Here is a 14771-nt window from a genome sequence, read left to right as displayed (position 1 = left end):
CGGGAGTCGGGAGTCGTATCTGCCACGGCCAGTCTTCGAGCATTATATCAACGTTAATCAGCGCGCATCAGCAGTTCTTACCTGTCAAGTTTCTTCTGTCCCCTTACCCGACACCTCTGGCCCCACTTCCTTATTCGTGCTATTCGTTCGATTCATGGTTACCTCCCCTCCGTGCCCTCCGTGACCTCTGTGGCTCAAAAACCTTCTGCTCCGACCAAAAATTCCCCGCGCCCTCCGCGTCTCTGCGTGAAAATCTTCTCTCGATTTTTCGCAATTGGCCGCGCAATCTGTTATGTTCACTTTCGTTCGGAGCAAGAAATCGAAGAAAAGGGTCGGGTCCATAAAGGCTAGATAGGGACCTCTCTTTTTTTATAAGCAACGAACTCGAGGAGCAAATAGTGCCATGCGATTGAATTACATTTGCATTGTTACTTTTTCGATGCTAGTACCTTTCGTGTCGGCATCAATAGTAGTTGTGCAGGATCAGGGTGTTGAGGGTCTTGGCAAAATAAGTTGGGTTAGTGATGCCGCCCTAGCGTCTTTGTTAATTAATGGCCTATTGGCATTGCCATTACTACATAGCATGGTCAAAAGAATGACCACTCAATATTTGGTCCTTATGTGTTTGGCGACAACGGTCATCTCGTGCCTACTTTTTAGGGGATTTGCGACTGCAATGGGTGTTTAGCGGGTAGCACCGACACGACATCCGCAAATCGGACCGACGACGTGAAAACGCGACCGGATTCGTGTCGGTGTGCGCAGCACAAGAGGAGTTCGACCTGAAGCACCCATCTTCTTCGTCCTAATCCCGAAGGGATGGCAGCCAATAGCCAGGGGTTGAGGAGCCTTAGCGACGACACCCCTGGAATGTGGTGGCAAATCCTCCATCGTTCGAGGTGTTGGTGTTGAATGCCGACGGCGGATGGTCGAGAACGAAACAGACCGCGATTGATCTCGGCCTCGACAACGTGCGTTCGGTACATTTTGCATTCTACTCGGCCGATGGCGGATTTTTTTAGATGTCCAGGGGTATCAGCAAGATTCGTAGAACTCATCTCGCTTCAACCCCTGGCTATTAGCTGCCATACCTTCGGCATTAAGACTATTTCTGATTAGCGTTGATCAGCGTCCATCAGCGGTTCTACTTTTTTCTCCGGTCACTGACGTTTACGGCTCGCCGGTCTTATTCGTGCAATTCGTTTGATTCGTGGTTGCCTTTCCTCCGTGTTTTCCATTCCAACGTGGTGTAATATCTTCACCCCGGCCAAGAATCGTTGTGGCGAAGCGCCTTGCAATCGCGATAATGGTGTTGCCCTTAGTAGGCATGCTCTTTGAAAACTGAAACAATGGAACGTACTTTTGTAACGTGCTTCTTCGTACGTTTCGACCAAAACTCGACCATTTTGGAACATGTGAATTTCGCAAGGGCTTGAATGGCTAGCACTTCCGACATGACCATGTGACAAAACCCAGGAGTTTCGTCACCAAAGTTGGGACCCCGGTGGACGCGCGAAAAATCGAGCTTTGCGTACTCAGGGAGATGCAAACCAAGCAAAGCTGGCCAACCTGGCAAAGCTGAAGTCAACGTGCGAACTATTTCCAATCGCGCGACGGCCAAAGAATCGTCTGCCCGTCGCGGCTGCTGGAAAGCACGTCCTGGCCATCGGGCGAGAAGCTCACGCTCGTGACTTCCTCATTATGGCCGGTGAGAGTGAGGATTTCTTTCCCCGTGTGGGCATCCCAAAGTTTGACCGTGTTGTCCTGGCTGCCGGTAAGCGCCCGCGTGCCATCGGGCGAAAGGGCCACCGCGGTGACGCTGTCGGTATGACCGGCGAGCTTCAACAGAATTTCGCCGGTCGTGGCGTCCCAAATGATGGCGATGTTGTCTTCGCCACCGGTGATGATTCGCTGGCCATCGCGTGAAAACTCGCCCGAAAGCACGGCCCAATCGTGTCCTTTGAGCACGAGCTCTTCCGCACCTGATTCCGCATTCCAAACACGAGCCGTTTTGTCGTTGGAACTTGTGACAATCTTGGAACCATCGGCATTGAAGCGGGCCTGACGCACACGGCTTTGGTGACCGCCAAAGGTTTGCTCGGTCGGTTTCCCCGATGCCGCGTCCCACAACCGTGCCGTGCCATCGTCGCTGGCGGTGAGTACCTGCTTGCCATCGGGCGAAAACTGCACGCTGTTGATGTAGCCTTTGTGAACGCCATCAAGCTTACGCACCGCGGCCCCCGTAGCGGCATCCCACAGCTTGGCCGATTGATCCCAACTGCCCGTCACAAGCAAACGACCGTCGGGCGAAAGATCGACGTCGGCCACCGCACCATGCGGACTGAAGCGGACCACTTGCTCGCGCGTGTTGGTATCCCACAGCCGTGCGTCGTTGCCACCGATGGTCAGAACTTGATCCCCTTGCGGCGTAAAGCGGGCAGCCCAAACCAATCCCCCCTGCCCCGCAAAGTCGAGCCAGGCCCCTTCCGGTTCGGCATTGCGATTCGCAGCCACATCCCACAAATAAACTTCGCCCGTCGCCGAGCAAGTAGCCAATGCCAAGCGTCCATCGGGTGAAAGATCGACCGAGGTATAAACGACCTCTTTGTCTGAAGGTTCAATCGTGGCCAGCAGCTTCGCGTCGGCGAGCGACCACACACGAATCTTGCCGTCATCGCAACTGGTAATCACTTGTGTGCCGTCGTCCGAGACGTCCATCTCGGCGACCCAATCGGGATGTTTGAGAATTCGGTCGCGAAGTTCTTGGCCGGTCGCTACATCCCATTGGCCACACGTGTTGTCGCCACTCGCCGAGACCAGCACGCGGTTGTCATCGGCAAACCCCAGACTCGTGATGATCCGACTATGTCCCTCGAACCAATGCACGGCGGCCCATTCTCCGCGTTGCGGATCGCGTTGCCACAAGCCGATTCGACCTTGATCATCACCCGTTGCCAGCCACAGACCATCCGGCGAAAAGCGCGCTGCTGTGATGGGTGCTTCGTGCCCTGGCAAGGTAGATACGCGTTCGCCATTGTTAGCGTTCCATAGTTGCACGTCGTTGCCCGTGCTACCCGAAGCGAGCAACTGCCCATCCGGCGACACGGCAAGCGCCGCGGTGTAGCCCGTCCCTTTGATATCGAACAGCTGCGTGCCGGTGGCAACGTCCCAAATCCTTACCGTGCCGTCGCCAGCACCGGTGGCAAGTCGCGAGCCATCGTCAAAGAACGTGGCGGTTGAAGCGAGGAACTCATGTCCTTCGGAAAACCGGCGCACCAGATCATGATCCGCCGCATTCCACAAGCTCGCCGTGCGATCGCGGCTGGCCGTGACAATCTGCTTACCATCGCGTGAATAATGAGCGGCCAAGACCGCGTCGGGATTGGCTTCATCGCTGAACACGACCATCTCGGCAGATTTGTCGGGTTGCCAAAGTTTGATCTTTTGATCGCGACCTGCCGAAAGCAACCAAGCACCGTCATTTGAATAAGAACAATCGCGCACATGGCTGGCATGGCCACGGAGTTCGCCTGCTTGTGTATTGGTTGCTAAGTCCCAAACTCGGATCACGTTATCTTGGCCACCCGAGGCAAGCTTCTTGCCATCGGGATCGAACGACAAGCAACGCACGGGGCCCGTATGCACACCCAACTCAACAAACGGTGCGGGCAAATCGGCCGCACCATCCAAACGTCGGCCAATATCCACGGGATGAACTTCGTCGGGATTCCACAGCAACACCCGACGGTCGTAACCCGCCGTGGCAATCTGCGAACCATCAGCCGAGAAGCGTGCTTCATACACGGGCCCACGATGCTGAGCAAACTCGGTCAGATATTCGTACTTACCATCATCACCGCGCTGCCAAACAATCGCTTTTCCATCCTGACTGGCCGTGACGATCCGCTCGCCATCAGGGGAATAGTCCGCCGACCAGACCCACCAGTTGTGGCGTTTAAGTTCTTGCAACTCTTGATTCGTCGTTAAATCCCAAATCCGTGCGGTATTGTCGTAACCGGCAGAAAGCAGTTCCGTTCCGTCGGCCGAAAACTGCACGCTCAGAACGGCATCGCCGTGCCCCTGGAGTGTTGCGAGTTCTTGGCCATTGTTTACGTCGTAAATGCGAATCACACCATCGCCGGCTCCCACCGCCAGACGTTGGCCCTCGCGGTCGAACGCAACCGCATGAACGTAGGCACCGATGTCGATGTCATGTAGGACTTCACCCGTCTCACGATTCAAAATCCGCGCGTGGTTGTTGAGATCGCCGCTGGCGAACACTTCGCCATTCGGTGCAAATGCAACTGTTTCAACGGCAGCATCCACGGGCCAGGTTCGGTCGCTCAGATTGCACAAGTACGAGAGTCTTCCCCACTCCCAATTCTTGTGCTCGGGATCGCACTCCTCGAGCAATTCCCCTGCGCGATCGAACGCATTCTCAACCACCTTGGCATTGGCTAACCCAATCCGTGCAACGTAGGCTTCGTATTCCTCGGCTTCTTTCGCCGCCACCGCGGCTTCTTCGGCTTTAAGAGCTTTTTGCTCTTCTTCTTCGGCACGACGGCGTTGAGTATCGGCGACCTCGCGGGCCGCTTCCGCTTGTTTATAGTTTTCTTGCGCCACGTCCTCAGCCTCTTCCGCTCGATTCCGCTGCGCCACAGCCTCATCGCGCTGGGCTCGCACCATGATCAACGACACGGACACGATCCCCACCACCGCCACTAAAAGTCCCGCGACCACTTTCTTGAGCATCGCCAAGCGGCGAACACGAGAATTCCGTTCGTGCTGCCCGCGCTGCAATTGATCGAGCAACACGTGATGCTGTTCGTTTTTGGCATCAAGCAGCGAGACACCCAGATCGTAGTCGTCCCGTTTCAGGGCGGCACCGGCATAAGCCAATCGTGCCGATGTCAAGAATCGCCGCGCACGCTGGTTGCTGTCCCACATCGCGAGCGCTTCTTCGAAGCCGTAAAGCGCCCGCGAGAACAACTCGTAGTCGCCCGACGATTCCGCGGTCGAAAGATTCTTCTCGGCGCTCTCGGTCAGCAGAATGCTTTCGGAATGCGACTGATATTCGCGCAGGGCATCTTGAAATTCATGGACGGTTTGATAGCGCAGCTCCGGTTTCGTCGCCATTGCTCGTAGAGCAACGTCGTACAGTTCGTTGGAATGCTCGACCGGCGGAATCTGGTTCTTCGCCGCCGCCAACAAACAGGCCATCACGGTCTTACCAGAATGCGGTGGCTTACCCGTAATGACTTCGTAAAGAATCGCTCCCAGCAAATAGATGTCGCTGCGTGAACTGATCAGCTCGATGGGTCCCGTCGCCATTTCCGGAGCCATATAGGCCGGTGTGCCACCCATGACGTCGGACTGGCTCACCGAAGAGGCGTTGGGAAATGACTCGCTAATTCGTGCGAGTCCCCAGTCCATCACGAGGACTTCGCCGTAGTCGCCGAGCATGATGTTCTCGGGTTTGAGATCGCGATGAATCACCCCGTTGGCATGGGCGAACGCCACAGCGTCTGCCACGCGCATCAGGATGCCTAAGTTCTCATCAAGCGATTTCTTGGCCAGCACGTCGTCCCAAGGTGTCCCCTTCACCTTCTTCATCGAGTAGAACAACGCGCCCGTGTCGTTGGTGCCGAGATCATAAATCGGCACAATGTTAGGATGATCGAGCTCGCCCGTGACGACCGCTTCGGAAATAAACTTTTCGCGCTGCTCGGGGCTCTGCGCATCGGCCTTCTTGAGCATCTTGACGGCGACGGTCCGCGCGATCGCCGACTGGCGGGCAGAATAGACAACGCCCATGCCCCCTTCGCCAATCACTTCGAGCAGTTCGTAGTCGGGCGCATCGTTTGGCGAGATCACCGGCGGCTTGATCTGATTGGGCTCGCGAAACTGGCGAGACTTCACAATCAGTGAGGACCGCGTAACGATTGCATCGCTGACCGTGCGGCCTTGCTTGATCGTCTTGCCAGGACTCGCTTCGTCACCAACGACGTTGCCCTTCCAATGGGCCGTGACCATACTCTCGGCAAGAATTGCCTCTTCCACCGAGGTCACAAACTCAACGGTCTGCTCGGCGCGCAGCGGCGTGGTCTTCGGCTTTTGTCGGGGCGGCTCATCTTGAACGACGAACTCACCTGACATACCACCGATCAACGAAGGCCCTGCGATGGTTTGAATCGTGTCAGGATTGATATTGGTCTGCCCGGTCAGACTTTCGCCCAGAACGTCAATATCGATCGATTTGATCTTACCAATCGTTTCAAGATCGACCGCTTCTTGCGGTGTTACGTCTCGTTGTGAAAGATCTTGCAAGTTCCGCTGCGGCACGCGATGCAAGGCCGCACCACACTTGCTGCAACGTCCGGCAGCAAGTGCTTTGATATCGGCTTCGGTATGGCAGGCAGGGCAAGTTCGCATCGCGACTCAAAGAACTACAAATGGCAGAGGATCTCAGCAAGCGACACACTGCCGCTGGGAATATCTGCAAACATCAAACAATCCAGAATCGATGTGGACCGCCACACCATCCTTGATTGTATTTGGCCCAGAAACCGCCTGCAGAAAATTACTGGTTTTTCGGCTTAGGAGGGTTGTGACCCTGCAGTTTTCGCCATTGCTGGGCCGTCGCCTGGGCCATAGCCTGATCGACTCGATTGACCCAGGTTTGCGACGAGGCACTCGCGGCCAGTCCCACCGCGATGGCCGACCAGCGGGCAGCATTCCGCCGCCAAGGAGGCAATTGGCGAGATCCGTCAATTTCAAAATTAGGAACCGCCGCTTGAGGACCTGCATCCGTGGCGTCGCTTGGCTCGGCCGCGGGGGGTTGGATTATTTGCTCGTTGGTGGGGGGCCGATCCCGAGTTCCTTCGGAGTCGTCGCCCGGATCGATCAGCTTGCCGTTCCGCACGTAAACCTCGATCACCAGCCGCCGCGTGTTTGTTTCCATGTTCACGACATACACAGCGTAGTGATTGTCGGGCAGTTTTCGGAACAATCCGGGCAGATCCTGCAATACTTCAGGCCTCAGACGATAGCCAGGGCCTTCATTGCCCTCGGCATCAATCACGCGTAGCTCAATATATCGATCAGCTGTGGCTTGGGTTTCCCCCGAAGCTGATCGCAATTCGACATTCTGCTGCGTGGCGAGATTCGTCGTCGAATTGTCGAGCGGAGCTTCGGGATCAACTCGCGGCGGAAATGTCAGCTGCGGCACTTGCGGTGTCGTGTCAATGCGGAAAGGCTCACCACCAATACCGGGGTTAGAAATCGCGATGCTCTCCACATTACTCGGGCCGTTGTCGACCACACCAGCTACATTGAAGTCATCGTCATGGATCACCACCGAAATCACAATATCCGCAGATGGATTGGAGGGATTGGGCGGTCCCGCGTACTGATGAGTTAAAACAAAAGTATTGGGCGTTGGTCCAGCATACACTCGCTCCAGGACATACCGATCTTGCGGCGGCAGCTGGAGCTTGTCACCCCAATCGACCAATATCTGAAATGAATCAGCGCCCGGATCTTGAAACGTTAGTGTTAACGTCGTGAAGCCTTGAGGAGTAACGTCAGTTGCAATTACCGGATCGAGCGAAGGGATGACGTTCAAGACTTTCACAAGCGTAGTTGGCGCGTGAAATCCTTGGTCGTCATCAACAACTTTCACAGTAATCGTGTAAAGATTGTCTTTTGGTTTGAGCGAATCGATCACCGAATCGGTATCGTTGTCGGCATAGGTATGAGTCGCCGTAAAGCTGCCCGCGCCGTTGGCGCCGACGTTTGTGAGTACCGTCGATGTGCCATCGCCCCAATCGATGTAGACATCATGAGTGTCGAGGAGCCCCACGTCGGTAAAGCTCCCCGTGAGTGTGGCCACGCCCCCTTCGTCGATCTGTGCGACGGGATCGAGCAACACAACCGGGTCGACGTTTCTGACTTCGATGGGAGCAATCCCCAAACCAGAACCGGTGTCGTCATCCGTAATCGCCACGGTCACGGGATAGGAATCGCCATCCGAGCCCGTGGGATTATCGTCGAGATACTGGTGCGACAACGAAAATACCCGCGTTGTCGGATCCCAATTGATGCCATCCACGGCTTCGGTCAATACTGTGTTCCCCAAGCTAAACGTTTGATTGTTGTTGGGGCTGAGCGGGTCTTGCCAGTCAATGACAATCGTGAACGTATCACGGGTGCCGGGGTCACTCACGTGCCCTTCCAACACGGCCGTGCCATTCTCATCAATCGGCGTCACAGGTTGAAAAGTCAGCTGAGGAGCAATATTTCTCACCACAACGGAAGTCGTTTCCATATCGGTGCTCAAGTCATCGCCGGTCAGCTTGATGTTGATTGCATAGGTATCGCTACCCGTCGCCGTCGGATTGTCATCCAAGTATTGCCGGCTCACCGTGAAAGTTCGCGTTACGGGATCCCAGTCAATGCCATCGGCGACCTGGGTGAGTGGAGTATCTCCTAAATTGAAGGTCTGGATATTGTCGGGACTCGCGGGATCGCCCCAATTGATCTCCAGCTCAAACGTGTCCCTCGTGCCGGGATCGTTGATGGTTCCTTGAAGCTCAGCAAAACCACTCTCATCAATGGGGCTTACGGGTTGTAAAACAACAGTGAACCCAACATTCTTCACCAACACTGTTGTCTGAGCCGTTCCGACGCCCAAATCATCGTCGGTTGCTATCACGTTGATTGTGTATAGGTCGTCGGGAGTGCCCGAAGGGTTATCATCCAAATATTGATGAGTGAGTGAAAACGTCCGCGTCACCGGATCCCAATTGATGCCATCGGCAGCCTCGGTCAGGGGCGTGGTTCCCAAATCAAACGTCTGTACATTGTTGGGACTTGCGGGATCGCCCCAATTGATTGTGAGCGTAAACGTATCGAGCGTGCCAACATCGGTAATCGTTCCCTGCAAGGTGGCAAATTGGTTTTCTACGATCGCCGCAGGAGGAACCAGAACGACACTGGGATTGCTATTGTTAACCGTCAGCGGCTTGGAATCCGTCGCTACTCCGCCGTCATCGTCCCGCAAGCGAACATTGACATTGAACGTATCACTGGATGTCCCGGTGGGATTGTCGTCCAAAAACTGACGAGTCACCGTGAAGGCGCCCCCTGTGACGAAAACCGTCTGGTCAAAAATATTGTCGCCGTCCCAGTCGATATCGAGCTCGTGCATATCTTGCGTGCCGATATCGCTATAAGTTCCTGACAAAACGGCCGTGCCATTTTCATCAATCGCCAACAGCGGGTTGAGCAACACAACCGGATCGGCGTTCTCCACGGTAACCGTCGTTGCGGCAAGTGCCGAACCGCCGTCATCATCCCGCAAACGGACATTGATCGTGATATCGTCGTTCGACCCCGCGGGATCATCGAGGTATTGCTTGCTAACCGAAAAGCTGCCGCCAGAAACGGTCACCGTTTCGTCGTAATTGCCATCGCCATCCCAGTCGATGTCGAGTTCGTGCGTATCTTGGGTACCTGTATCCTGAAAAGTCCCCGTAAGCGTGGTCGTGCCATTTTCAGTAATGGGCGAGGTAACCGTCAGGTTCAAGAATTCAGGATTCACATTATTAACAACATAGCTCGTTGATTCCGTCGCCGGGCCGGCGTCGTCGTCTCGCAACCGAACATTTACGTTCACAACATCGCTAGTCGTCCCAGTGGGATTATCGTCAAGCACTTGTCGCGTCACTGAAAATGTACCGCCGGTCACCGCAACTGTTTGGTCGTAGATGCCATCGCCGTCCCAATCGATATCAAGCTCGTGCGTGTCGAGTGTGCCCTGGTCGCTATAGGTTCCCGCCAGGGTCACCGTATCGTTCTCGTTAATCGATGGCGTGATTGTCAGGCTATCGATCTTTGGGGGAACATTCTTCACCGTCAGAACGGTGGATTTCACATCCATCCCGCCGTCATCGTCCCGCAAGCGAACATTCACATTGAACGTTTCACTCGGCGTCCCCGTGGGATTGTCGTCCAAAAACTGACGAGTAACCGTAAATGCTCCCCCCGTGACGACGACCGTCTGGTCAAAGATATTGTCACCGTCCCAGTCGATGTCGAGCTCGTGGGTATCTTGGGTCCCGGCGTCACTATAAGTTCCCGACAAAACAGCCGTGCCGTTTTCATCAATCGCCAACAGCGGGTTGAGCAACACGACCGGATCGGCGTTCTCCACGGTCACGGTCGTCGCCGCAAGGGCCGAACCCCCGTCATCATCCCGCAAACGGACATTGATCGTGATATCGTCGTTCGACCCCGCTGGATCGTCGAGGTATTGCTTGCTAACGGAAAAACTGCCGCCGGAAACGGTCACGATTTCATCAAAATTACCGTCGCCATCCCAATCGATGTCGAGTTCGTGCGTATCTTTTGTGCCGGTGTCCTTGTAGGTGCCCGTCAACGTAGCAAAACCATTTTCGGTAATCGGAGAAGTGACGGTCACGCTGAGAATTTGAGGATTCAAATTGTTGACGACAAAGCTGGTGGACCGAGTCGCCGAACCGCCATCGTCGTCTCGCAGGCGAACATTCACGTTGACAACATCGCTGGCAGTGCCCGTCGGATTATCATCGAGCACTTGTCGCGAAACGGAGAATGTGCCCCCCGAAACGGCGACCGTTTGGTCGTAAGTGCCGTCGCCATCCCAATCGATATCCAGCGAATGCGTATCCAGCGTGCCGGGATCGCTATAGGTTCCACTGAGAACGACGTTGTCGTTTTCGTTGATCGAGGGCGTGATCGTCAGACTGTCAATCTTGGGCGCGACATTCTTCACCAAGATCGTGGCCGATGAGGTCGCGGAGCCACCCAGAGCATTCGTGACCGTGGCCGTCACGGTGTAAACGTCGCTTGCCGTGCCCGTAGGGTTGTCGTCAAGATACCGATGAACAGCCAGTGCTTCCCGCACCGAGGGACCAACATTGATAACTTGTAGAGAACCATCCCCCCAGTCGATCGTAATCTGATGCGCCATCGGCAGGCTGTCGACGATCTCAATCGTTGCCAACACGGATTGGTCTTCAAACAACTCCGCGCTTCGCAAGCGTATTGTCGCCTGCAGCGAGGACGCGGCGGGGGCCACGAGTGATTGCTGAGTTGACTCTTGCGTGGCAACTAACGGCTCGCTCGTTTGCACATAGGGCTCTGGGGTAGGAAGAGCCTCCAGGACAACTCCAGCAGCCGCTCCGTCGAACACTCGGCGGCGTTCCAACCGCCGCGGAGCCAAGGGGGCCGCCGCGAATTGTGGAGCATCTTTGCGAGCGAACGAAGGGAAAACGCGAGCCAGTAGCGCAAACAATCCCATGGCGATTCGGCAATCTGTCTAAAATAGGCTGCTTCCCAAGAGCGAACAATGCTATCGCTTAAGGAAGCTAGGAAGTTTGGCGACTGCCGTCCTACAGGCGCTGTTCCGGCGGCACGATGTGTTCATTATCCCGAGAAAGCAGCAATTTTGTCAAATATTTAGCGACCCCACCTCGACGTTTACTGTGCGGAGCATTCCTACCGACAGTTCTAAAATGGGTAAACTTTGCCGGATTTCCCACTGGTAACGGTCGTAACGTGCGAGCCGGTTCTGCTTGAGAAACCGATTGTGCCGCGTCGAAAACTTCTTCAGCAAACGACACGGTGTCGCTTGCGAACCCCCCAGGCCGACGCGACGGGATGCAATTATGTTCCCCGCAACCCACCACCCGCGCTGCTCCGTTCGCTTGGCAACGACCCGCCATCACTTGGTCAAATCACTAGTGGCAATTCTTTTGTCGCTGACCTGTGGTGCAATGTCGGTCGCTACTGCCAAACCGTCGGCCCCTGTCGAAGAGTCCCCCACACGTTTCGTTGGCCCCCCCAGCCGGCTGCAGCCACGGCTCACCAACGAAACGGGGACTCCTCGCGACATTTTGATCGTGACCACGCCGAAAGCGACCGTCGTGGCCAACCCCGTTCGACAAACTCAGGTCGTTTTGCCTGTCGAACCGCCGCAGGTGAAGGATGCCGAAATTCTGCCCGAGGCCGAATACGAAAGCGATCCCCAACTCAACGAAGAAATCTATGCCGGCGAAGGAATCGCACCTGGCACGGTCCAACCGGTTCCCTGCTACGTGGCACGACCACTTTCTTCTTTAAGCATCAATATTGCTCTACCAGATGGGTCGCTCCCCGAAAACATGGCAATGGCTTGTGCGACCAACATGGGCACTGTGAATGACAAACGCTTGGAATATGGTTGGTCGCAATACGATTTTCATTGGGCAGCTAGTTGCCTGTGCCACGCGCCCCTCTACTTTGAAGAAACCAATGCCGAAAGGTATGGTTATACCCCCAGCCGTGCATTGCAACCTTTCATTTCCGCAGGTCGCTTCTTCCTAACCATCCCCGCACTCCCGTACAAGATGATCGTCGACCGCCCCCACGATTGCATCTACACACTGGGACTTTACCGACCCGGCAACTGTGTGCCACGGCGTTGGAATCATTTGCCGCTCGACATTGCGGCGGCAGCGGTGGAAGTGGGTGTGATCGCCGGTATGATTGCGATCCTGCCCTAGCCGAATCACCACGGCATCTTGAGTCGTCGCTTCACAAAGTTAACTGCCAAACTTGCCAAAGTGCTGCGACTGGCTTCAATCTTCGCAGTTCCTGCTGAGCCGACAATTGCACTGAGTTGTGATGGGTCGAGTTCCACTTCGATCACGTGCATGCGGTCTTTATTACTGGCTTGTGCATCGTCACTCCGTTCCAGAGCTCGGCTAGCTACCTGCTTTACTTTGCCAGTAACAATTTGCACCGGTGCGGAATCGATGAGGATTTTAGCCGGCTCGCCCGGTTGGATTTCGCCCACATCCCGCTCATCGATGGCAACGAGTGCGTTAAGTCGCCTGGAATCGCCAACTGTACAGAGTATTGTTCCAGGCTCTATCCACCCTCCGAGATTTCTACTTTCGAGCGGCGAACCCGACCAGGTGGGGAGACGATCTTCAGATTCCGTCAATTCCATGGCTGGCGGAGCGATCACAATGCCATCAACCGGTGACCGCAAGATTAATTCATCTTCACGGTGCTCGTACTGTGCCAGTTGTGCCTTCGCATCGGCGAGGTCAGCTTGAGCCGTGGGAAGTTGCAATGACATCCGGCTATCAAGAGCTCGCAAAGTATTAACTTGGTTAAAATGAGCTTGTTTCACTTCAAACTCACCACCATGCTTCGCGACGGCAAGCTGAAGTTGCGGGTCGCACAATTCGGCAATCACGTCACCAGCCCGTACCCGGGTTCCAGGGGGCACAGCGTAAACCAACTCCCCACCGGTGGTTGCATAGACCGCTTTGCCGTCCGCCGGAATCAACACCGCTGTGCCACGCACATTATGCTTCACCGGCCAAAACAAAATCGCACTGCCGAACATGCTCAACGCGATCAATAACATTGCGAGTCTGGGCCGCTGGATCCGCGCACGATTGGCCGGATTGCGAAGCACTTGCCAAGCCTGTTGCACGAATGGCATCACGAGACCTATCGCCGTCAGCAGCGCCAGCATCAAAACAATGTTTTCGAGATGGTAGGGTCGTGCCAACGCAAACAACATGGCGTAAATGGCCAGTAACACAACCAATGAATAAATGCGCGATGCAACACAGTAGATCGCGAGACGTTGTTGCTGCTTTTGGCTCAACAAAGGGTCAGCAGATTTGGGCTCATTCAGCAGCCAGCGGCGTAATCGATCACACCATAATCCTTGGGCTCGTCCCCCTAAATTGGGAATCTCTAACCAATCAGCAAGCAAATAATAACCATCGAATCGCAGCAGCGGGTTCGCATTCACCGCCAGCGTGTTAATTGAACAGATCACTGCGAGACCCAGACACCACGTGTTTAACAGCCCCGGCGACGTATACCACCAACTAATGAACGCCAGCGCCGCGAGGCAAAGTTCCACGGCCATTCCCCCAGCAGTGACGGCCATGCGTTGCCACTTGCTCGGTAGCCGCCAAACGTCAGACACATCGCAATACAGCGCAGGAAAGAAGACGAGCAACATGACGCCCATTTCGTGGCAACGGCCGCCAAAATGTCGGCACGTCAGCGCGTGGCCGAATTCATGCAAAACTTTTACGCCGACGACCGTCACGAGCCACAAAACCAAGTAACGGGGTTGCCAGAGCTCATGAATGCTCGGAAATTTGGCGACGACCTCGGCAAAATTTCCAATCAACAACCAAATCGCATACACGATTAGAACCAGCGAACCACACAACGCCAGTGGCGAAAAAACCCAACGTATTTTGGAATACGCACGATCGACGACAGCCGTGGCATCCCAACTCGCAAACCGAAACGACAGCGCCCGCAACACACTCTGCCAGCGCTCGCTGCTGCGCTTCTTGGCTGCGCGACTTAAAAGTTCTTTGCCTTGCCCAGCGGCTAGGCTCACCAACAGCCCTTGCTCAAACAGTTGGTTGATTCCTTCTTGCAATGCAACAAATGTAATCGTGCGGGGAGCAAACCGCTCTTCGAATTTGTGCTTCAACGCAGTCAACGTCGTTGATTGCGCCAACTGTTCAAACAAGAAGTGCTCGGCAGGAGTCAGTTGAAAATGCTCCAGCGTCAGCGGGTCTTTGAGCACATAACTTGGCTGCCCGGCCACGGGAAAGGCCACTTGCTGGATATCGCTCCGCGCACGGAGCATCAGCGGGCGTTCTACGGTCGACAGCAAATAATCGAGGTTGGCAGCCATCTCA

General features: G+C 55.2%; 4 protein-coding genes. 1 reads left to right on the top strand and 3 read right to left on the bottom strand.

What is annotated here, in order from left to right:
* Positions 1-1596: 1596 nt before the first annotated feature.
* Together AC6T8Q_RS00265 and AC6T8Q_RS00260 are read right to left on the bottom strand one after the other, a co-directional pair.
* A complete protein-coding gene (locus tag AC6T8Q_RS00265) occupies positions 1597-6432 on the bottom strand; it encodes a WD40 domain-containing protein (RefSeq protein WP_500677182.1) in 4836 nt (1611 codons plus the stop codon).
* A gap of 148 nt (positions 6433-6580) precedes the next feature.
* Complete coding sequence (locus tag AC6T8Q_RS00260) at positions 6581-11341, bottom strand: hypothetical protein (protein WP_500677181.1); 4761 nt, start codon at positions 11339-11341, stop codon at positions 6581-6583.
* A gap of 367 nt (positions 11342-11708) precedes the next feature.
* Between AC6T8Q_RS00260 and AC6T8Q_RS00255 the strand changes: the two genes are divergently transcribed.
* Complete coding sequence (locus AC6T8Q_RS00255) at positions 11709-12584, top strand: hypothetical protein (RefSeq protein ID WP_500677180.1); 876 nt, start codon at positions 11709-11711, stop codon at positions 12582-12584.
* Positions 12585-12589: 5 nt separating this feature from the next.
* Here AC6T8Q_RS00255 and AC6T8Q_RS00250 read toward each other — a convergent pair whose 3' ends face one another.
* Positions 12590-14767: a hypothetical protein gene (locus tag AC6T8Q_RS00250; RefSeq protein WP_500677179.1), complete on the bottom strand. Its 2178-nt coding sequence runs from the start codon at positions 14765-14767 to the stop codon at positions 12590-12592.
* Between the last annotated feature and the right edge of the window lie 4 nt (positions 14768-14771).

It is taken from the genome of Bythopirellula sp., assembly GCF_041737835.1.
GTDB lineage: Bacteria > Planctomycetota > Planctomycetia > Pirellulales > Lacipirellulaceae > Bythopirellula.
This window is presented reverse-complemented; position numbering and strand designations above follow the sequence as displayed.